15 protein-coding genes and 2 rRNA genes (1 of these 17 cut by a window edge) are annotated in these 21,011 nt (G+C 69.6%); 7 read left to right on the top strand and 10 right to left on the bottom strand.

The features are described 5' to 3' along the window. Positions 1–9: 9 nt before the first annotated feature. Positions 10–807 carry an alpha/beta fold hydrolase gene (locus ACQP2X_RS07275; RefSeq protein WP_498695241.1) on the bottom strand — a complete coding sequence of 266 codons (798 nt, stop codon included), beginning with the start codon at positions 805–807 and terminating at the stop codon, positions 10–12. 166 nt (positions 808–973) lie between these two features. Between ACQP2X_RS07275 and ACQP2X_RS07270 the strand changes: the two genes are divergently transcribed. Beyond that, entirely contained in the window at positions 974–2,155 is a 1,182-nt protein-coding gene (locus ACQP2X_RS07270; RefSeq protein ID WP_498695240.1) for a hypothetical protein, read from the top strand. Here the strand turns inward: ACQP2X_RS07270 and ACQP2X_RS07265 are convergent. The 3 genes from ACQP2X_RS07265 to ACQP2X_RS07255 form a co-directional block, all read right to left on the bottom strand. Next, the gene (locus ACQP2X_RS07265) at positions 2,152–2,823 is read right to left on the bottom strand and encodes a lysophospholipid acyltransferase family protein (protein WP_498695238.1); all 672 of its coding nucleotides are present in this window, start codon (positions 2,821–2,823) and stop codon (positions 2,152–2,154) included. The two genes, ACQP2X_RS07270 and ACQP2X_RS07265, sit on opposite strands and share 4 nt — an antisense overlap. 157 nt (positions 2,824–2,980) lie before the next feature. Further along, entirely contained in the window at positions 2,981–6,100 is a 3,120-nt protein-coding gene (gene ileS, locus ACQP2X_RS07260) for an isoleucine--tRNA ligase (RefSeq protein ID WP_498695237.1), read from the bottom strand. Positions 6,101–6,301: 201 nt separating this feature from the next. After that, complete coding sequence (locus ACQP2X_RS07255; RefSeq protein ID WP_498695236.1) at positions 6,302–7,822, bottom strand: alkaline phosphatase D family protein; 1,521 nt, start codon at positions 7,820–7,822, stop codon at positions 6,302–6,304. 60 nt (positions 7,823–7,882) lie between these two features. Between ACQP2X_RS07255 and ACQP2X_RS07250 the strand changes: the two genes are divergently transcribed. Genes ACQP2X_RS07250 through ACQP2X_RS07235 form a run of 4 tightly spaced genes read left to right on the top strand, consistent with a single transcriptional unit; the run spans position 7,883 to position 11,455 of the window. Beyond that, positions 7,883–8,899, top strand: a complete 1,017-nt coding sequence (locus ACQP2X_RS07250; protein ID WP_498695234.1) for an ArsR/SmtB family transcription factor — start codon at positions 7,883–7,885, stop codon at positions 8,897–8,899. A gap of 29 nt (positions 8,900–8,928) precedes the next feature. Continuing rightward, a complete protein-coding gene (locus tag ACQP2X_RS07245) occupies positions 8,929–9,906 on the top strand; it encodes an ABC transporter ATP-binding protein (protein WP_498695232.1) in 978 nt (325 codons plus the stop codon). Further along, entirely contained in the window at positions 9,903–10,673 is a 771-nt protein-coding gene (locus ACQP2X_RS07240; protein WP_498695231.1) for an ABC transporter permease, read from the top strand. The genes ACQP2X_RS07245 and ACQP2X_RS07240 overlap by 4 nt, the downstream gene beginning before the upstream one ends. Then, entirely contained in the window at positions 10,670–11,455 is a 786-nt protein-coding gene (locus ACQP2X_RS07235) for an ABC transporter permease (protein WP_498695230.1), read from the top strand. Before ACQP2X_RS07240 ends, ACQP2X_RS07235 begins: the two co-directional genes overlap by 4 nt. Here ACQP2X_RS07235 and ndk read toward each other — a convergent pair. Beyond that, positions 11,452–11,868 carry a nucleoside-diphosphate kinase gene (ndk, locus tag ACQP2X_RS07230; RefSeq protein WP_498695228.1) on the bottom strand — a complete coding sequence of 139 codons (417 nt, stop codon included), beginning with the start codon at positions 11,866–11,868 and terminating at the stop codon, positions 11,452–11,454. The genes ACQP2X_RS07235 and ndk overlap by 4 nt on opposite strands. 140 nt (positions 11,869–12,008) lie before the next feature. Between ndk and ACQP2X_RS07225 the strand changes: the two genes are divergently transcribed. Further along, entirely contained in the window at positions 12,009–14,618 is a 2,610-nt protein-coding gene (locus ACQP2X_RS07225) for a VOC family protein (RefSeq protein WP_498695227.1), read from the top strand. Between the two features lie 13 nt (positions 14,619–14,631). On the opposite strand, the gene ACQP2X_RS07220 is transcribed toward ACQP2X_RS07225, so the two are convergent. The 3 genes from ACQP2X_RS07220 to ACQP2X_RS07210 are packed head-to-tail and all read right to left on the bottom strand — an operon-like array spanning position 14,632 to position 18,961. Next, the gene (locus tag ACQP2X_RS07220; RefSeq protein WP_498695224.1) at positions 14,632–15,012 is read right to left on the bottom strand and encodes a DUF4233 domain-containing protein; all 381 of its coding nucleotides are present in this window, start codon (positions 15,010–15,012) and stop codon (positions 14,632–14,634) included. Continuing rightward, complete coding sequence (locus tag ACQP2X_RS07215) at positions 15,009–16,334, bottom strand: bifunctional folylpolyglutamate synthase/dihydrofolate synthase (RefSeq protein ID WP_498695221.1); 1,326 nt, start codon at positions 16,332–16,334, stop codon at positions 15,009–15,011. The genes ACQP2X_RS07220 and ACQP2X_RS07215 overlap by 4 nt, the downstream gene beginning before the upstream one ends. Beyond that, a complete protein-coding gene (locus ACQP2X_RS07210; protein ID WP_498695220.1) occupies positions 16,331–18,961 on the bottom strand; it encodes a valine--tRNA ligase in 2,631 nt (876 codons plus the stop codon). Before ACQP2X_RS07210 ends, ACQP2X_RS07215 begins: the two co-directional genes overlap by 4 nt. Positions 18,962–19,039: 78 nt before the next feature. On the opposite strand from ACQP2X_RS07210, the gene ACQP2X_RS07205 reads away from it, so the two are divergent. Then, positions 19,040–19,690 carry a hypothetical protein gene (locus ACQP2X_RS07205; protein ID WP_498695219.1) on the top strand — a complete coding sequence of 217 codons (651 nt, stop codon included), beginning with the start codon at positions 19,040–19,042 and terminating at the stop codon, positions 19,688–19,690. Positions 19,691–19,788: 98 nt separating this feature from the next. Here ACQP2X_RS07205 and rrf read toward each other — a convergent pair. Together rrf and ACQP2X_RS07195 are read right to left on the bottom strand one after the other, a co-directional pair. After that, positions 19,789–19,905, bottom strand: a 5S ribosomal RNA gene (gene rrf, locus ACQP2X_RS07200). 103 nt (positions 19,906–20,008) lie between these two features. After that, positions 20,009–21,011 (bottom strand): 23S ribosomal RNA (locus tag ACQP2X_RS07195) (it continues 2,108 nt past the right edge of the window).

Raw genomic sequence — 21,011 nt, 5'->3', positions numbered from 1 at the left:
GTCCGCTTCTTACAGCCAGGCCTTCATGGCGTCGATCGTCTCTTCCGGTGCGCTCAGATTGGGGCAATGTCCCGTGGCGTTCAGCCGCACGAGGGTGCTGCCGGCCGTGTGCTTGTGAACGTAGTCGCCGACGACGTCGGGAGCGATCACATCATCCGAGCATTGCAGGATCAGGGCGGGAGTACGGAGTTTGAGCAGATCATCGCGGTTGTCGGAGAGGAACGTGACACGCGCGAACTTCTTGGCGATCTCGGGATCGGTGCGGCAGAAGCTGTTCGTCAGCTCCTCGCCCAGCTCCGGCCTCTCCGGGTTGCCCATGATCACCGGCGCCATCGTGCTCGACCAGCCGAGGTAGTTGCTGTCGAGCGAGTCGAGCAGCGAGTCGATGTCGGCCCGGTTGAAGCCGCCGACGTAGTCCTCGGTGGGCTCGTTGATGTAGCGCGGAGAGGGACCGACCAGCACCAGCTTGGCGAACCGCTCGGGCTCCTTGATCGCGGCCAGCACGCCGATCATGGCGCTCACCGAGTGTCCGACGAACACCACGTCCCACAGATCGTGCTCGTGCAGGATCTCGAGGATGTCGTCGGCGTAGCCGTCGAGCGTCGAATGACGATCGTCGTCATAGGCCGACAGGTCGGATTTGCCGTTGCCGACGTGGTCGAACAGGACGAGCCGATGGGAGTCCGCGAAGGCTGGAGCGACGAGGCGCCACATGTTCTGGTCGCAGCCATAGCCATGCGCGAACACCATCGGCTGACCGGTGCCGTTGCCGGTCAACGTGACGGCGTTTCTCTGTGTCGTTCTCATGTCCCGGTAACCATACGGCTCCAGAGCGTTCCGCACATCGCCCTGGTTGTCCGGCATTTGCATCCGGATTCGGCTTCGCACGGTTCGAAGGAGTGGCGAACCGCATTTAACCTGGGACAAGACCCCTCGCCGGAGATCACGGCCGGCAGCGAAGGAGATCGAGGAGATGGACGGCCAGCAGCCGGGCGACAGCACGCCGGCGGCCGGGATGCCCGACCCGACCCGGATCGAGGACGGCGCGGAACCCTCCACGGTGGACGCGCCGGCCCGCTGGAGCGGGGCCGCGGCCGTGGTGCCGCCCGAGCCGAGGAAGCGGTGGTGGCAACGCGACACGGAGCCGGAGGACGACCGTCTGGCCACCCCGGCGGTCGACCCGTGGGCCGACTACGACACTCCGCTCGACCCGTTCCCGGCGGTCCCCGAGTCACCGATGCCGGCGGCCGATGAGACGCCGATGCCACCGACCCGGGTCGAGGCCCCGCCGCCTCCGACGCGGGTGGAAGCCCCGTCGCCGACGAAGGTCGAGCCACCGCCCTCGGTCACCGGCCCGCACCCCGCCGGCCCGCACCCGGTGACCGGCCCGCCGCTGCCGCCCAAGCCCGGCAAGCAGAGCAGGCGGGAGCGCAAAGCGGCCCAGCGCCAGGCCGCCCAACGCCAGGCGGCTCAGCGCCAGGCCGTGGCACCGAGGCCGCCGACAGGCCCACCACCAGGCCCGCAGTCGCGGCCGCAGCTAGGTCCGCAGTCGCGGCCGCATGAAGGGTCGCGGGCCGGTGGGTCGCTGCCCGCTCCCCCGCCGTGGGCGCCGCGTCAACCGGCCCGCCCGCTGCCCCCGCCGCCGCGCCGCAAGCGCCGGTGGGGACGCCGCCTCGCGCTGTTCAGCCTGCTCAGCGTGGCCTGCTGCTGTGGCGTGCCGTTCGGCGCCTACCAGCTCTCCTCGGCGCAATATCCGGTCACCGCCGTGCTGCCGGAGTCCTTCGCCGACCTCCAGCTGCGCGACACCCAGGACACCGGTTCCGGCGGCTTCGCCGGCGAGTACAAGGACGACCGTGGCAAGCGGGTCACCGTCTTCGGCATGACCGGCTTCCGCCTCACCCCCGGCAGCGACGTCGGCGCCCACCTGGAGCAGGTCGCCGACGAGTACAAGCTGTCCGACGTGCAGGATTTCGACCTCGGCGAGTTCGGCGCGCACGAGAGCTGCGGCGTCGGCCGTGACAACGGCGCGACGGTCGTGGTCTGCGCCTGGGCCGATCACGGCAGCCTGGCCACCGTGCTGCTCACCCGCCGCTCGATGCAGGACAGTGCCGACCTCGTGGCGCGCCTGCGCGAGGCCGTACTGACCAAGAGTTAGTCCTTCTTGGGCGCGTAGCGGGGGACGTACTCCTGGCCGGTCAGCTTCTGGATCTCGGCCATCACCTCGTCGGTGAGCTCCCGCAGCGAGGTGCGGTCGTCCGAGCGGCCCGCCGGGTCGATCGGCTTGCCGAATTTGAGGGTGACGGAGCCGCCGCGCAGGCGGGGCGTCGGGTAGGGCTGGCCGATCGGCTGCACCTCTTCGGTGCCGAGGCAGCCGACCGGGATGATCGGCACGCCGGCCGCGAGCGCGAGCCGGGCCGCGCCCGTGCGCCCGCGGTAGAGCTTGCCGTCGGGCGAGCGCGTGCCCTCCGGATAGACCACCACCGCGTCGCCGCCCTTGAGCACCGGGATCGCGCCGTCGAAGGCGGCCAGCGCGGCCCGCCCACCGGCCCGCTCGACCCGCACCGCGCCGAGGCCGTTGAGCAGGTTACGGGTGAACCAGCCGCTGAGGCCGGTGCCGTCGAAGTAGTCGGACTTGGCCCAGAAGCAGAGGTGCCGCGGCACGACCGCGCCGATGAAGAGCTCGTCGGCCACGGACAGGTGGTTGCTGGCGAAGATCACTCCGCCCGTCCGGGGCACGTGCTCGAGACCCTCGACACGCGGACGCCAGCCGATCTTCAGCGCATTGCCGACGGTGAATTTGCCGATCGTATAGAGCAGCGGCAACGGGGGTTCCTCCGGAACGGGGTGGTGCGAAAACAGTGGGGGGCGGCTGTGAGGGTAGCGGACGTCACCAGGGAAGTCCCTGTCGAGCTTGCCGACGGACCCGGACATTCACCGTAGAAGGCGGGAAATGTCCGGGTCCGGTTGCTAGTTTCACAGCTTAGTGCGCCCGGGTCACCGAAACCGTCACCTGTTCGCCGTCCCCGACCTCACCTGCGAAACCACCCACATCGGTGGCGAAGGTGAGCGCGGTGGCCAGGGTCTCCCCGGCCACGAAGTCCCGGTGGGCCTCGACCGCGGCCCGCACCGGTTCCGAGGCCGAGACCACGAGCGCGATGCGGTCCGAGACGTCGAGATCGGCGTCGCGCCGGGCCTGCTGCACGACCCGGATCACGTCCCGGGCCAGCCCTTCGGCGGCCAGCTCAGGGGTGACCGCCGTGTCAAGCACGACGACGCCGGCGCCCGCCGGCAGCGGTGCCGAGTTCTCGACGTCGGAGGCGACCTGCTTCAGCTCGTACTCGCCCTCCTGGAGGGTCACTCCGGCCGCGACCGGCGCGCCGTCGACCAGCTCCCACTCGCCGGCCTTGACCGCCTTGATCACCTGCTGGACCTGCTTGCCGAGGCGCGGCCCCAGGGCTCGGGGCACGACGGTCAGAACCTTCTGGCTGTACGCCGTCACGTCCTCCGTGAAGACGACCTCCTTCACGTTGACCTCGTCCGCGAGCAGGTCGGCGAAGCCGGACAGGGCCGCCGCCCGCCCGGTCGCCACCGTCAGCCGGGCCAGCGGCAGCCGCACCCGCAGCGCGCGGGCCTTGCGCAGCGACAAGGCGGCCGAGGCGATGTCGCGGATCGCGTCCATCGAGGCGACGAGCTCGTGGTCGGCCGGCAGCGACGAGGCCGACGGCCAGTCGGTCAGGTGCACCGAGCGGCCGCCGGTGAGCCCGCGCCAGATCTCCTCGGTGGTCAGCGGGGCCAGCGGCGCCACCACCCGGCACACCGTCTCGAGGACGGTGGCCAGGGTGTCGAACGCGTCCTGGTCGCCCGCCCAGAAGCGGTCCCGTGAGCGGCGGACGTACCAGTTGGTCAGCGCGTCGAGGTAGGACCGGACCGATCCCGCCGCACCCGAGATGTCGTACTCGTCCATCTGCCGCTGCACATCGGTGACCAGCTCGCCGGTTTTGGCCAGGATGTACCGGTCGAGCAGATGCTCGGAATCGACCCGGAACTTCGCCTCATAAGAAGAAGCATTCGCATAAAGGCTGAAGAAGTACCAGACGTTCCAGAGCGGCAGCAGCACCTGGCGGACCGAGTCGCGGATGGCCACCTCGGTGACGGCCATGTCGCCGCCCCGCAGCACCGGCGACGACATGAGCATCCAGCGCATGGCGTCCGACCCGTACGAGTCGAAGACCTTGTAGACGTCCGGGTAGTTCCGCAGCGACTTGGACATCTTGCGCCCGTCCTCGCCGAGCAGGATGCCGTGGCTGAGGCAGTTGCGGAACGCGGGCCGGTCGAACAGGGCCGTGGCCAGCACGTGCATGGTGTAGAACCAGCCGCGGGTCTGGCCGATGTATTCGACGATGAAGTCGCCCGGGTAGTGGTGCTCGAACCAGTCCTTGTTCTCGAACGGGTAGTGCACCTGGGCGAACGGCATCGACCCGGACTCGAACCAGCAGTCGAGCACCTCGGGCACCCGGCGCATCACCGACTTGCCGGTCGGGTCGTCCGGGTTGGGGCGGGTGAGCTCGTCGACGTACGGCCGATGGAGGTCCTTGACCTTGACCCCGAAGTCACGCTCGAGCTCCTCGTAGGAGCCGTAGACGTCGACGCGCGGATAGTTCGGGTCGTCCGACTTCCAGGCCGGGATCGGCGAACCCCAGAACCGGTTGCGGGAGATCGACCAGTCGCGGGCGTTGGCCAGCCACTTGCCGAACGAGCCGTCCTTGATGTGCGAAGGCGTCCAGGTGATCTCCTGGTTGAGCTCGACCATGCGGTCGCGGAACTTCGTCACGGCGACGAACCAGGACGACACCGCCTTGTAGACCAGCGGGGTGTCGCAGCGCCAGCAGTGCGGGTACGAGTGCGTGTAGCCCTCGTGCCGCAGCACGACGCCACGCTCCTTCAAGGTGGCGATGATCGGCTTGTTGGCCTCGAAGACCTGCACGCCCTGCCACTCGGGCACCAGCGAGGTGAACCGGGTGTGGTCGTCGACGGTCACGACGGTCGGGATGCCGGCCGCGTTGCAGACGTTCTGGTCGTCCTCACCGAACGCCGGCGCCTGGTGGACGACGCCGGTGCCGTCCTCGTCGGTCACGTAGTCGGCCGCGAGGACCTGGAACGCGTTCGGCCCGCCCGCCTCGACCAGGAAGTCGAACAGCGGCGTGTACCTCCGCCCGGCCAGCTCGCTACCGAGGACCGTGCCGACCTGCTCCCAGCCCTCCAGTTCCTTGGCGTAGGCGGCTACCCGCGACGCGCCCATGATGAGCTTCTTGCCCGTTTCATTGGAGAGAACGGCATATTCGATGGTGGGGCCGACGGCGAGGGCCAGGTTCGACGGCAACGTCCACGGTGTCGTGGTCCACACCGCGATGTCCTCGCCGGTCTCCAGGCGGAACGTGACCGTCAGCGCCGGGTCGGTGCGGTCGCGGTAGACGTCGTCCATGCGCGTCTCGGTGTTCGACAGCGGGGTCTCACACCGGAAGCAGTACGCCAGGACGCGGAAGCCCTCGTACACCAAGCCCTTGTCGTGCAGGGTCTTGAACGCCCACATGACCGATTCCATGTAGGCCGGGTCGAGCGTCTTGTAGTCGTTGGCGAAGTCGACCCACCGGGCCTGCCGGGTGACGTAGCGCTCCCAGTCCTTGGTGTACGCCAGCACGGACGTACGGCAGGCCTCGTTGAACTTGTCGATGCCGAGCTCGACGATCTGCGCCTTGGTGGTGATGCCGAGCTGCTTCTCGGCCTCGACCTCGGCCGGCAGCCCGTGGGTGTCCCAGCCGAAGCGCCGCTCGACGTGCTTGCCCCGCATGGCCTGATAGCGCGGCACCAGGTCCTTCACGTAACCGGTGAACAGGTGCCCGTAGTGCGGCAGGCCGTTGGCGAACGGCGGACCGTCGTAGAAGACGTACTCGTTGGCGCCGTTCTCGCCGGCCGGGCGCTGGTCGACGGAGGCCTCGAACGTCTTGTCCGCCTCCCAGTGCTCCAGGACCGCGCGCTCGACCGCGGGCAGATCCGGGCTCGCCGGGACGCCAGTGGCGTCGGTGTGCTGGGGATAGGCCATCGGTGGTCCTCCAACAGTCGTCTGGACTGCGAGGACGAGCTCCACGCCCGCGGTACCACCTCGCTTGACGGTCTTTTTCAGACCGCCCGCTCATCTGTGCCCGGTTCTAGTAAGGCCTAGGCCCGTTCTTCCGGAGGCTCCCCGGTGATGGCCGGATCGTTGCCCTTGTGCGAGACAACGATACCGGCCATCGCGCGCTCCCTACGAACGGATTACGGTCGACCAGAGGGACTTCCCGTCGCGGTCACGGAGGTGGACCGTGAACGCTCCGGTCCGCCCGTCAATCTCGACCTCGCCGAAGTGCTGGAACCCGGACGCCGGCGATGTGTTGGCCACCGGCGGAGCGTTCACGAAGACGGCCTTGGGGCCGAAGGTGCCGTCCAGGGCGTTCGGGCCGAACGCGCCGGCGTGGGCCGGCCCGGAAACGAACTCCCAGAACGGCGTGAAGTCCTGCACCGCGGCCCGGGCCGGGTCGTAGTGGTGGGCCGCGGTGTAGTGCACATCGGCGGTCAGGAAGACGATGCCGGAGACCCGGTGCCGGTGCGCCTCCCGCAGCACCTGGGCGAACTCCAGCTCGCGGCCCTTCGGCGCGCCCGGGTCGCCCTGGGCCACGCCCTCCTGCGCGGCCGCGCCGTCCGGCACGACCAGCCCGATCGGCAGGTCGTTGGCGATCACCTTCCAGGTCGCCTTCGACTCGCGCAGCCCGCGGATCAGCCATTCGCGCTGCTTCGCGCCGAGCAGGCCGCGCTTCGGGTCGGCGTAGGTGTTGCCGTCGTTGACGTCCTTGGAGGTCCGCATGTCGAGCACGAAGATGTCGAGCAGCGGCCCGTACGAGATCTTGCGGTAGACCGGGCCGCTCGCGAACGGCGTCGGGACCCATTCGTGGTACGCCTGATGGGCCCGCCCGGCCAGCACGTCGACCCGCTTCTCGGTGTAGCGGGCGTCGTCGAGGATCTCCCCCGGATACCAGTTGTTGGTGACCTCGTGGTCGTCCCACTGGTTGAGCTGCGGCACCTCGGCCGCGAACGCCTTGTAGGACCGGTCGAGCAGGTTGTACGCGTACTGGCCGCGATATTCGTCAAGGGTCTCGGCGACCTTGAGCTTCTCCTCGGTCACCACGTTGCGCCAGACCCGCCCGTCGGGCAGCGTCACCGACTCGGCCAGCGGCCCGTCGGCGTAGACGGTGTCCCCGCTGTGCAGCAGGAAGTCCGGCCTTCGCCGCCGCATCGATTCGAAGATCTTCAGTCCGCCGTACGCCGGGTCGATGCCCCAGCCCTGTCCGACCACATCACCGGTCCAGACGAAGCGGATGTCCTCGCGCCGCACCGGCGCGGTCGTGAACGAGCCGGTCAGCGGCGCGCTGAACAGCCCCGGCCGGTCCAGGCTCTCGGCACGCACGCGGTAGTGCAGCCTGGTGCCGGCGGGCAGGTGGCCCAGCCTCAGCTTGCCGGTCAGGCCGGTGTCCGGGGTGAGCACCGGACCGCGGACCACCCGGGAGCCGCGGAAGTCGGGGCGGCGGCTGACCTGGACCCAGAGCCGCCCGGGCCGGTCGGCCCGGCTCCAGACGATCGCCGAGTCGGCGGTGGCGTCGCCGCTCTGCACGCCGTGGGTGAGGACCGGGCGGGTGCCGGCCGAGGAGAACGCGGGCGCTTCGAACAGAACACCGGCCACACCACCGGCGACGCCGGCACGCAGAAGGTTCCGTCGGGACAGACTCGTCATAACCACGATGCCTATCGATCGGACATGACCCACGGGTGGCCGTCTTCTAAAATCGGGGGCGTGATCCGCATCGAGATCGATGAACCCACACTGGCGCGCACCCGGATCGCGATCAGCCCGCTGACCGAGGCCGTGGTCAGCCTCTACCTGCTCCAGCGCCACCCGTCGGCCCCGTGGCCGTACGACGGCTGGGCCCGCCGGGCGCGCGAGATCCTGCGCACCGACCCGGCCACCGCCCCGGCCCGGCTGCACATGATGCTGCCGTCGGTGTCACCCGACTTCCTGGCCCCGCTGCCGTCCTCCGCGCTCCCGACGATCGAGGAGCAGCTCGACGAGCTCCGGGCCACCCCCGACGACGTGATCGACTTCGAGCTGGCCAAGCACTATCCGGACGGCGAGCTGCCTGCGCTCCTCCGGCCGTTCCGCGACGACCGGCGGACCGCGCTGGCCCGGCTGGCCGACGGCATGCAGGCGTACTGGGACGCGGCGATCGCGCCGCACTGGCCGGCCATGCGGGCCGCGCTCGACGAGGAAGTGCTGCTGCGGGCCCGCGCGCTGGCCGCCGACGGACCGGACGCGCTGCTGTCCCAGCTGCACGAGCGGATCCGCTGGGAACGGCCCGTGCTCACCCTGATCAAGCCGCTCGACCAGCAGATGGAGGCGGTCAACCAGCGGCTGCTGCTGGTCCCGCTGATCTTCTCGCGGGGCGCGCTGCTCTGCTCGGGCGACCACCCCTCGATCCAGATGGTCACCTATCAGTCGCGGGGCGCCGCCGTGCTGGCCGACAGCCCCGGCCCTCTGACCGGCGCCGCCGAAGATCGGCTGGCGGTGCTGCTGGGCCGAGGGCGAGCGGTTGTGCTGCGTGCGCTGACTACCCCGGCGACGACCACCGGCCTCGCGACCGCGCTGGGCCTGGCTCCGAGCACGATCTCCGAGCACCTGTCGAACCTGCTGGCGGCCGGGGTCGTCCACCGCCGCCGGGCCGGGCGCCGGGTGCTCTACGAGCTCGAACCGGCCGGAGTGGCGCTCGTCAATCTCCTCGGCGGGGATTCGGCCCCGGCCGAATTCGTTTCCTAGACCACCCGCGCTTCCCTACCGTCTCGGTCATGGGGAGCGACTACGCCATCGAGGCGGATGACTTACGCCGGACCTACCGGGCGCGGACGGGCTGGCTCAAGCCCAAGCGCACGCAGGTCGAGGCGGTCCGCGGTGTGACCTTCGAGGTCGGCCGCGGCGAGCTGTTCGGCCTGCTCGGCCCGAACGGCGCCGGCAAGACCACCACCATCAAGATGCTCAACACCCTGCTCATCCCGAGCTCGGGCACGGCCCGGGTGGGCGGGTTCGACGTGGTCAAGCAGACCCGGGAGGTACGCCGGCGGATCGGCTACGTCTTCGGCGGCGACCGTGGTCTCTACGACCGGCTGTCCGCCCTGGACAACCTGCGGTACTTCGCCGAGCTCTACGGGGTGGCGCCCCGCGAGCAGAAGCGCCGCATCGCCGAGCTGCTCGACCTGGTCGGCCTGGCCGGGCGCGAACGCGAGCGGGTCGAGGGCTATTCGCGCGGCATGCGCCAGCGGCTGCACATCGCCCGGGGCCTGCTGCACTCCCCCGACGTGCTCTTCCTCGACGAGCCGTCGATCGGCGTCGACCCGGTGGCCGCGCGCGAGCTGCGCCGCACGGTCGGCGACCTCGCCGCGACCGGCACCACGGTGCTGCTGACCACCCACTACATGGCCGAGGCGGACGAGCTCTGCGACCGGATCGCGGTCATCTCGGACGGGCGGATCCAGGCCCTCGGCACCCCGGCCGAGCTGCGGAAGCACGCCGACGGATTCCGGGTGGTGGAGGTCGAGGCGTACGGCGTCCCGGACACGGCGGTCGACACATTGCGCGGTCTTCCGGGCGTACGGGAAACCGCCGTTGAAGTGAAAGGGTCCTTGCAGTTGCTGACCGTGCACTCGGACGCCCACGTCGACGTGCAGGGCGACGTGCTGCGCGAGCTGGCCGGCATCCGCCTCGGCCGGGTCAACAGCCGCGAGCCCACGCTCGAGGACGCCTACGTGGCGATCGTGAGCGCGGCATGAACACTCTCCGATTGCTCACAGTGGGAACGCTACTGCACGCCAAGCAGATCAGCCGCTCGCCCTTCGAGGTGGCGATCGCCCTGGTCGTGCCGGTCGTGCAGGCCACGCTCGCGGTCTACCTGTTCCGGTCCGGCGGCGAACAGCACCGCCTGCTCGAGGCCGCGGTCGGCGCCGGCGTGATGGGTGTCTGGTCCTCGGTGCTCTTCGGCTCCGGCGGCGCCATCCAGAACCAGCGCTGGCAGGGCACCCTCGAAATGATCATGTTGGCGCCGCGCCGCCCGGCCCTGGTCGTCCTGCCGATCACCATCGCCACCGGCGTCACCGGGACCTACGCTCTGCTGGCCACTCTCGCTTGGGGCCGATTGCTGTACGGCATCAAGCTCGATTTCGCCCACCGGTTCGCCTTCGTGGTGGCGGCGGTGGTGTGCGTCGTCGCGCTCGGCATGTTCGGCCTGCTCCTGGCCGCGACGTTCGTGCTCATGCGCAACGCCAACGCGCTCGCGAACACGCTCGAATATCCGGTCTGGCTGGTCTCCGGCATGCTCGTGCCGATCACCGTGCTGCCGGCCTGGACCGTGCCGATCGCGGCGATCCTGCCCACCACGTGGGGCGCCCGGGCGCTGCGTGAGGCCACCAGCGGCGGGCCGGTCTGGCCGTCGGTCGCCATCTGCCTCGGCATCAGCCTGGCCTGCCTGCTGATCGGCTTTTTCGTCATGGGACACGTCGAACGCCGCGCTCGTGCGGCCGCGACCTTGGCGCTGGCATGAAGACGATCAGATTGATGACCGTGGGCGGGACGATCGCGTACCGCGCCCTGTTCAACTGGACCACGCCGGGCATGTTCGTCGGCACGCTGCTGGTCGGGCCGCTGTTCCAGCTGCTCTTCTTCGCCTATCTGGGGCGGCAGCTCCAGGTGGCCGACGACCGGTTCTACATCGTCGGCAACGCGGTGCTGACGGCGTCGCTGGCCTGCGTCTTCGGCGGCACGATGGCGGTGGCGAACGAGCGGCGCTTCGGCACGCTCGGGCACGTGCTGCTCTCGCCTCGAAGCCGGACCTTGATCTTCTGGGGGCGCGTTCTGCCGTACGCGGGAAACGGTCTTCTGATCGCGGTCGTGACCCTGACTGTGGGCGCGCTGCTGCTCGGGCTGCGCGTGCCACTCTCGGCCCTGCCGGGGCTGCTGCTGGCCATGGCGATCGGCTCGCTGGCCTGCGGATTCTTCGGGCTCACGCTGGGCGCGCTGGGGCTGCGGTTCCGCGATGTCTGGGTCGTCTCGAACGTCGCGGTGGCGCTGTTACTACTGCTCACCGGCGTGAACGTGCCCGCTTCCGGCCTGCCCGGCTGGATGGTGACGGTCGGCCAGTGGCTGCCGATCACGCATGCGGCTTCCGCGGCCCGGTCCTTCGCGGCCGGAGACGGATTCGCGGCGGCCGCGCCCGCGCTGGGCCGGGAACTGCTGGTCGGCGCCCTCTACGCGGCCGCGGCCGTCATCCTGCTGAAGATCTTCGAGACCGAGTCGCGTCGTCGCGCCAGCCTCGACACGCTCTAGCGGCTGGGGAACCAGAGGTCGATCTCGCGCTTGGCGCTCTCCGGCGAATCGGAGGCGTGCACGAGGTTCTCCCGGTTGGAGAGCGAGAAGTCACCACGGATCGTGCCGGCGGCCGCCTTGCGGCCGTCGGTCGCGCCGATCATGGCCCGGACCACCTCGATGACCTCGTCACCGCTGAGGATCAGGGCGGCCAGCGGGCCCGAGGTCATGAACTCCTTGAGCGGCGGGTAGAACGGCTTGTCCACGTGATCGGCGTAGTGCTGGTCGGCCAGGGCGGCATCCATCGTGCGCAGCTCCAGCGCCTCGACCGTCAGGCCCTTGCGCTCGAAACGTGAGAGCACCTCGCCGAGCAGCCCGCGGCGAACGGCGTCAGGCTTGATGAGCACGAGCGAACGCTCGGTGTTGCTGGACACGGTGTTTCTCCTTTTGGCGACACGCGGGAGGTTCAGCCTATCGGTACCGGGAATCCCGCATGCGTCAACGCCGGACCTGCCGCACTTTCCCTCCGGTGGCGCCGGGCAATAACCTGACGGTAACGAGCGGGAGGTCCACATTGGCAAACCAGACCGGCCGTCCGATCGCACCGGCACGGAAGCTGGTGGCGGCGGTAGCGGGAACGATCGCGGTCTTCGTGGTGGCGCTGGGTCTCGGCATGCCGAGCATGGGCGTCGTCATATTCGGCATCGTCCTGCTCGTCCTCGCGGTCGCGCTCGGCTCCGTCAATGTGGTGCGCCGCGGCGCCCGGGCCTGGGTGACCGGCACGGCCGAGGTCCGCTCGATCTCCCCGCCGCCCACGTCGGCCGCGGTGTACGGCCGCGCCCGCATCATGGCGGTGGTGGTGGCCCCCGGCCTGCCCACCTCCGAGGTGGAGATCAACGAGTCGAAGGTCCCGGTCGTCAAGTGGCCGGCGCCCGGCGACACCCTGCCCATCACGGTCGACGTCGACGACATGCGCCGCGTCCGCATCAACTGGGACGAGGCGGTGCCCGGCGCCCGGGGTGAGGACCCGCCCCCGCCGGCCATGCCCGACTACGACGACTACGAGGCCCAGGCCGACGACGACGCGGGCCTGCTCGACGACTTCGAGCCGCCGCCGTGGAAGACCCGTGACCGCCAGTGGGGCCGGGGCCCCGACGAGCCACCGCCCCCGCCGCCGCCGTCGGCCTCACCGCCCCCGCCCGGCCTGGACGACACCACGGTGGTGGTCCGCGACACCCCGGCCGGCCCGGTGGTCGAGGGCGAGTTCGTCGACCACGACGACACCCCGCAGACCTTGCCCCGCCGAGCCCAGAAGGCGGAGTCGGAGACCCCCACGGTCGCGGCCACCGCCGGCGCCGCCGCCGCGGGCGCGGCGGCCGGAGCGGCCTCGACCCCGGGCACGCGCCGCCCCAGCCCACACCCCCACCGAGCGGCCACGGCAACGGCGACGTACGAGGACACGGCCGCGCGCACGACGGCGCCCCCGAGCCAGCGCGAGCCCCACCCGGACGACGAGCTGCTCACGGACCTCCCCCTGGACGACCCGTCACCGCAGCCGCACCGCCCCGAGCCGGTCGCCACGTCGACCCCGCCCAACCCGTCACCGGTGGGTTCGTTCCCGACGGCCCCGCCGCCGTCGACCCCACCACCCACGGCACCCGCTCCGTCGACCCCACGCCCCTCCGTCGACGACGAGATCGACCTCCCCTTGGACGCCAACCCCGACCCGGCCCCGGAGACGACCCCACACGCCGCCGCGGCGTTACAGGACGACCTGATCGCCCCACCAGCCGAAACAATCCCGACGGGTTCCGCCCCTGCCGCTACTGACCCCGCATCCGCCGCCGCTCACGGTGATCCCGCGCCCGGCACTGCTGGTCCCGCGCACGCTGCCCACACCGGCCCCGCGCCCAGCGCCGCTCCCGCCCCGGCCCCATCGGTCTCCGACGAAGCCGTCCCGGAGCCGTCGGCCGCGCCCCGGAGCACCCCGATCCACTCCTCGACCCGCTTCGTCTCGAACGCGGCCCACGACGCCAGCTCACCCGCGCCCACCGAAGCGTCGTCACCGTCCTCCGCCGCGACGACCGCCTCCGAGCCCACGGCTTCGTCCGGGTCCACAGCTTCGCCTTGGCCCGCAGCTTCGTCTGGGCCCGCAGCTTCTTCCGGCGCCGCAGCCTCTTCCGGCCTGACTGACGACCGAGGCACGCCGGCCGATGATGTCGCCGCGGTTCCCTGGGAGCCCGAACCGGACGCGGAGCCGGAACCCGAGCCGGACTCCGCTCGGATCGCCGCCGTTCCCGTGACCGACGGGACCGAGACCACCGGAGTCCGGACGTCGGAGGCTCCTTCCCAGCCCGAGGCGAAGCACGGCCTGCTGGCCACCGCCGTCGGAGCCGTCGCCGCGGCCGCCGTGGCCGCCGTGAAGAAGGCCGGCAAACACGACCAGCCCACCGACGACAGCCCCACTGCCGCGGGTGCGGCGTCCGTTCCCGAGCCGCCGGCCGCCCGTCCGCCTGCTCCCGCCGCCGCGGCCGCGGCCGCGATCCCGGAGGAAAGCCCGTCCGGTTCTCAGGCTTCCGCGCAGCCCGGGGCTCGTGCGGCCGTCCCGAGCGTGGACGTCGAGGAAAGCTCGCCGCCCCGGCCCCACGCCCCGAGTCCCGCCGCGGCTGCCCTGGCCGAAGCCGCGGCCGCCGCCGCTGCGGCCGGCGGGGCCGGCCAAAGCCCCTGGGCCGGTCTCGGTGGGACGCACGAGCCCGACGAGAGCGCGGCCGACCTCATCACCGCCTATCCCAGTGCCCGGCCCGGGCCCGCCGGAGCCATCCACGGCGTCGGCATCACCGTGCTCGTCACCGATCTGGGGCGGTCGATCGGGTTCTACCGGGACACGCTCGGCTTCTACGAGATCGACCACGGGGAGGGCAGCGCCGTTCTCGCCTCCGGTGACACCCGGCTGGTGTTGCGCACCGTGCACGGGCTCTCCGCCGAGGCGGGACGGCTGATCTACCTCAACCTCGAGGTCGGCGATGTCGAGGCCGTCTACGAGGAGCTGCGGGCCAAAGGCGTCGAGTTCGTGCACGCGCCCCGCCCGGTCAACCGGGGTGACCGGCTGGAGTTGTGGTCGGCGTCGTTCCGCGACCCGGACGACCACAACATCGCCATCACGCAGTGGCGGGCCATCCACTGAGGGCCGTGCCCGGTCAGAGCAGACCGGGCCGGCCCAGGATGGTGCGGCGGACGCTGAGGGCGTAGATCCACGCCGCGCCGAAGATCAGGCCGAGGATGGCCAGCGAGTAGTGGAAGAAGCCGCTCGCGGCCAGCAGGACCTGCAGGACGAGGCCGGCCGGCCAGGCCCACGAGCGCTTCATCATGCCGGACAGGGCGATGGCCACCACGGCCAGACCGATCACCGTCGCGATGCCCCAGCCGCTCAGATGGCCGCCCATGATGCGGATCGGCTGGATCGCCAACAGCAGGATGATGGCTTCCATCACGAGCGTGCCGGCACCCATACCCCGTACGGCCGCCTGAGGGTTTTTGAGCCCCGACCGTGGCGTCTGCTCGGGAGTGGGTGACGTCATCGCTTCAGCAGCTTCCGTGCGTCCGCGACGGTGACCACCGAGCCCGTGACCAGCACGCCGACGCCGCTCAGCTCGCCTGAGGTGTCCTCCTCGGCCAGCACCACGGCCTCCTCGATCGCGTCCGGCATGTTCTGCGCCACCGTGACCCTGTCCTCGCCGAAGATGTCCGACGCGATCTGCGCCAGCTCGTCGACCGGCATCGACCGCGGCGAGCTGTTCTGCGTCACCACGATCCGCGCCGCCACCGGCTCCAGCAGGTCGAGCAGCCCGGACACGTCCTTGTCGGCGAAGACCGCGACCACCGCCACCAGGTGCCGGAAGGCGAACTCCTCCTCGAGCGCGGTCACCGTCGCCGCCATGCCGTGCGGGTTGTGCGCCCCGTCCAGCAGGATCGCCGGCGCGCTGCGGACCCGCTCCAGCCGGCCCGGGGAGTCGACCTGGGCGAAGCCCTCACGGACGAGGTCGATCTCGAGCTGCTTGTCCTTGCCGGCGCCGAGGAACACCTCGACCGCGGCCAGGGCCATCGCCGCGTTCTGCGCCTGGTGAGCGCCGAACAGCGGCAGGAAGATCTCGTCGTACACCCCGCCCAGCCCCTGAAGGGTGAGCACCTGGCCGCCGACGGCCTGGGTCCGCTCGACCACGCCGAACTCGCGGCCCTCGCGGGCCAGTGTCGCGCCCATCTCGGCGGTGCGTTCGAGGATGGGCCGCATGGCCTCCTCGGTCTGCACCGCCGTGATCACCGTCGCGCCCTTGTGGATGATGCCGGCCTTGGCCCAGGCGATGTCCTCGATGGTGTCGCCCAGCCACTCGGTGTGGTCGAGCCCGATCGGCGTCATCACGCAGATGCCGGCGTCGATGACGTTCGTCGCGTCCTCCTCGCCGCCGAGCCCGACCTCGACGACCGCGATGTCGACGGGCGCGTCCGCGAACGCGGCGTAGGCCATGGCGGTGGTCATGTCGAAGTAGGTCAGCGGCTCCGAGTTCCGCGCGTCGATGAGATCGGACAAGGGACTGATTTCGTCGTACGTCGCGGCCAGTCGCTCCTCGGAGATGGGCTCCCCGTCGAGGCTGATCCGCTCGCGGACCGTCTCCAGATGCGGGCTCGTGTACCGGCCGGTGTGCAGGCCGTGCGCCCGTAGCACCGCGTCGATCATGCGGGCCGTGCTGGTCTTGCCGTTGGTGCCGGTCAGGTGGATCGCCGGGTACGCCCGCTGGGGGCTGCCCAGCACGTCCATGAGGTCCCGGATCTTCTGCATGTCGAACGCCATGCGGGTGAAGCCGCGCCCGTCGAGCGCGGCCTCCACCTCTTCGTACGTGCTCATGATGTAGGCAACGCTGAGAGGGCGGCTTCAATTCGCGTGAGGTCGGCCTCAGCCGTACTCAAGCGGTCTTTGATCTTGGCCACGACCTGCTCCGGCGCCTTGCCGACGAACGACTCGTTGCCGAGCTTGGCCCGGCACTGCGCCGCCTCCTTCTCGGCCGCCGCGCGGTCCTTCTCGAGCCGCGCCCGCTCGGCCGCGACGTCGATCGCGCCGCGCGTGTCCAGGTCGACCGTGATCGCGCCGGACACCGCGAGCGTCGCCGTCGCCGTGAAGTCGTCCGCCGGCCGGTCGAGCCGGGCCAGCGAGCGGATCAGCGGCTCGTGCGTGTCGATGCCGACGTTGCCCAGGCCGGTCAGCGCCGCGCTGACCCGCTGGCTCGGCTTGAGCCCCTGGTCGGAGCGGAACCGCCGGACCTCGGTCACGACCTTCTGCAGGGCGGCCAGCTCCTCCTCGGCGGCGTCGTCGACCCGCGCCGGGTCGGCCACCGGCCAAGCGGCCCGGGTGACCGTCTCGCCGCCGGTGAGGGCGATCCACAGCTCCTCGGTGACGAACGGGATGACCGGGTGGAGCAGGCGCAGCAGCTGGTCGAGCACGTGACCGAGCACCCGCTTGGTCGTCTCGCCACCCTCGGCGAGGACCGGCTTCGAAAGCTCCAGATACCAGTCGCAGACGTCGTCCCACGCGAAGTGGTAGAGCGTGTCGCAGATCTTCGCGTACTCGTACGCCTCGAAGTACTGGTCGACCTCGCCGATGACATGCTGGAGGCGCGACAGGATCCACTTGTCGACCGCCGACAGCTCCGACTGGTCCGGCAGCGGGCCCTCGACCGTGGCGCCGTTCATCATCGCGAAGCGGGTCGCGTTCCACAGCTTGTTGCAGAAGTTGCGCGAGCCCTGGCACCACTCCTCGCTGATCGGCACGTCGGAGCCGGGGTTGGCGCCGCGGGCCAGCGTGAAGCGGGTGGCGTCGGCGCCGTACCGCTCGATCCAGTCGAGCGGGTCGACCACGTTGCCGAACGACTTCGACATCTTCTTGCCGTGGCCGTCGCGGACCATACCGTGCAGGTTCACCACGTCGAACGGCTGCTTGCCGTCCATCGCGTAGAGCCCGAACATCATCATCCGGGCGACCCAGAAGAAGAGGATGTCGTAGCCGGTGACCAGGACGCTGGTCGGGTAGAACTTGTCGAGCTCGGCCGTCTGCTCGGGCCAGCCCATGGTCGAGAACGGCCACAGCGCGGACGAGAACCACGTGTCGAGCACGTCCTCGTCCTGCTTCCAGCCCTCACCGGTCGGCGCCTCGTCGTCGGGGCCGACACAGACGACCTCGCCGTCGGGCCCGTACCAGACCGGGATGCGGTGACCCCACCACAGCTGACGCGAGATGCACCAGTCGTGCATGTTGTCGACCCAGGCGAAGTAGCGCTTGGACAGCTCGGCCGGCTCGATGGTGACCCGGCCGTCGCGCACGGCGTCGCCGGCGGCCCGGGCCAGCGGGCCGGTGTTGACGAACCACTGGAGCGACAGCCGCGGCTCGACAGTGGTCTTGCAGCGCGAGCAGTGGCCGACCGAGTGCAGGTAGGGCCGCTTCTCGGCGACGATGCGCCCCTGCTCGCGAAGGGCGTCGACGATGGCCGGGCGAGCCTCGTACCGGTCGAGGCCCTCGAACGGGCCGGGAACGGTGACGACGGCGCGCTCGTCCATGATCGTGATGCTGGGCAGGTTGTGCCGCTGCCCGATCTCGAAGTCGTTCGGGTCGTGGGCCGGTGTCACCTTGACCGCGCCGGTGCCGAACGAGGGGTCGACGTGCTCGTCGGCCACGATCGGGATGCGCCGCCCGGTGAGCGGCAGCTCGACCTCGGTGCCGACCAGGTGCTTGTACCGCTCGTCGTCCGGGTGCACGGCCACGGCGGTGTCACCGAGCATGGTCTCGGCCCGGGTGGTGGCGACGACGATCGCGTTCTCCCCCTCGCCGTACCGGATCGAGACGAGCTCGCCCTCGTCGTCGGTGTGCTCGACCTCGATGTCGCTGAGCGCGGTGAGGCAGCGCGGGCACCAGTTGATGATCCGGTTCGCGCGGTAGATGAGGTCGTCGTCGTAGAGCCGCTTGAAGATGGTCTGCACGGCCCGCGACAGGCCCTCGTCCATGGTGAACCGCTCGCGCGACCAGTCGACGGAGTCGCCGAGCCGGCGCATCTGCCCGAGGATCGCGCCGCCGGACTGCGCCTTCCACTCCCAGACCTTCTCCACGAACTTCTCGCGGCCGAGGTCGTGCCGGGACAGCTGCTGCGAGGCGAGCTGCCGCTCGACGACGTTCTGCGTGGCGATGCCGGCGTGGTCCATGCCGGGCAGCCACAGAACCTCGTAGCCGCGCATGCGCTTGAGGCGGGCCAGCGTGTCCTGGATGGTGTGGTCGAGCGCGTGCCCGACATGCAGCGAGCCGGTCACGTTGGGCGGCGGGATGACGATGGAGAACGGCGGCTTGTCGCTCTTGGGGTCCGCGGTGAAGTAGCCCTCCGATACCCACTTCTCGTACCGCCGCTGCTCTACCTCACCCGGCTGGTACTGGGCTGAGAGGCCACCAGTGGGCCGGCTGTCGGGGGTGCGGGTCTCGGTCGCATCGGTCACCCGACAAGTCTACGGATGTCGCAGAGCAACTCCGAATTCGCACCACCCACTGACGACCGGGATTGCTAGGCTCGCCGGATGTCCGATTCCGGCCCCGCCGAGTCTCACCCGATCGACATCGGCACTGTCGACCGCCCTTCCCCACCCCCCTCCGAGGAAGCCGATCCCCCGCGCCGGCGTCTGCCGGTGCGCCGCATCGCGATCGGTGCGGTGCTTGCGGTGGGTTTGGCGGGTGCGGTGGCTTTCGGCCGTACGGGGTGGCAGATCTACACGGAGAAGGACGCCACCCTCTCCACGCCCGCCCAGATCGGCGAGCTCCGCCTGGACGACAGCGCCTCGGGCAAGGAGACGGCCGAGTACCTGTCGACGGCCTTGTCCGCGGACGTCGAGCTCGACAAGGCGGTGGGTGCGGTCTACCGCGACACCACCGAGAAGAACGTGCTGTTCCTCGGCGGCACCGGCCTGTTCTGGACCCCGTCGAACGACCTCGAGACTGCCTTCGGCCTGATCTCCGACGCCGAGGGCGCGGTGACCGGCCTGCACGACGTGGACGCCGGCCCGCTCGGCGGCACCATGAAATGCGGCTCGACCAAGACCGACGAGGGCGAACTGACCGTCTGCGGCTGGGCCGACCACGGCAGCTTGGCCATGGCGATGTTCCCCAGCCGTACGGAGAAGGAAGCGGCCCCGCTCCTCCGCGAGATCCGTTCAACGGTCCAGAAACGCTGACCCTTTTTCGCCGGCCCTTTCCGGGGCCGGCTCTTTACTGAGCCCATAAACGACAGTAGGCCCACCCGGGATCGGGTGGGCCTACTGTTTCACGTTGAGTCCGGCGGCGTCCTACTCTCCCACACCCTCCCGAGTGCAGTACCATCGGCGCTGGAGGGCTTAGCTTCCGGGTTCGGAATGAGACCGGGCGTTTCCCCTCCGCTATGACCACCGAAACAACCATCAGCGGAACAAACCAGCAAACGTCAGCTGTCACCAGCTGGTGCTTGGTTGTTCGTTTGCTGTGAATCACACAGTGGACGCGCTCATAAGTTTAGGGTGGTTAAGCCCTCGGCCTATTAGTACCGGTCGACTGAACCAGTTACCTGGCTTACATCTCCGGCCTATCAACCCCATCGTCTATAGGGAGCCTTACCCACTCAAGGTGGTGGGATACCTCATCTCGAAGCGAGCTTCCCGCTTAGATGCTTTCAGCGGTTATCCCTTCCGAACGTAGCCAACCAGCCGTGCCCCTGGCGGGACAACTGGCACACCAGAGGTTCGTCCGTCCCGGTCCTCTCGTACTAGGGACAGCCCTTCTCAAGTATCCAACGCGCACGGCGGATAGGGACCGAACTGTCTCACGACGTTCTAAACCCAGCTCGCGTACCGCTTTAATGGGCGAACAGCCCAACCCTTGGGACCTGCTACAGCCCCAGGATGCGACGAGCCGACATCGAGGTGCCAAACCATCCCGTCGATATGGACTCTTGGGGAAGATCAGCCTGTTATCCCCGGGGTACCTTTTATCCGTTGAGCGACACCGCTTCCACACGCAAGTGCCGGATCACTAGTCCCGACTTTCGTCCCTGCTCGACCCGTCAGTCTCACAGTCAAGCTCCCTTGTGCACTTACACTCAACACCTGATTGCCAACCAGGCTGAGGGAACCTTTGGGCGCCTCCGTTACCCTTTAGGAGGCAACCGCCCCAGTTAAACTACCCACCAGACACTGTCCCTCGACCCGATCAGGGCCGCAAGTTAGATACCCAAACCCAACAGAGTGGTATTTCAAGATTGCCTCCACCCGAACTGGCGTCCAAGCTTCACCGGCTCCCACCTATCCTACACAATTAAATTCGGATACCAATGTCAAGCTATAGTAAAGGTCCCGGGGTCTTTCCGTCCTGCCGCGCGTAACGAGCATCTTTACTCGTACTGCAATTTCGCCGGGCCTGTGGTTGAGACAGTGGGGAAGTCGTTACGCCATTCGTGCAGGTCGGAACTTACCCGACAAGGAATTTCGCTACCTTAGGATGGTTATAGTTACCACCGCCGTTTAC

The sequence above is a fragment of the Actinoplanes sp. CA-131856 genome (genome assembly GCF_050956135.1).
Lineage (GTDB): Bacteria > Actinomycetota > Actinomycetes > Mycobacteriales > Micromonosporaceae > Actinoplanes.
This window is presented reverse-complemented; position numbering and strand designations above follow the sequence as displayed.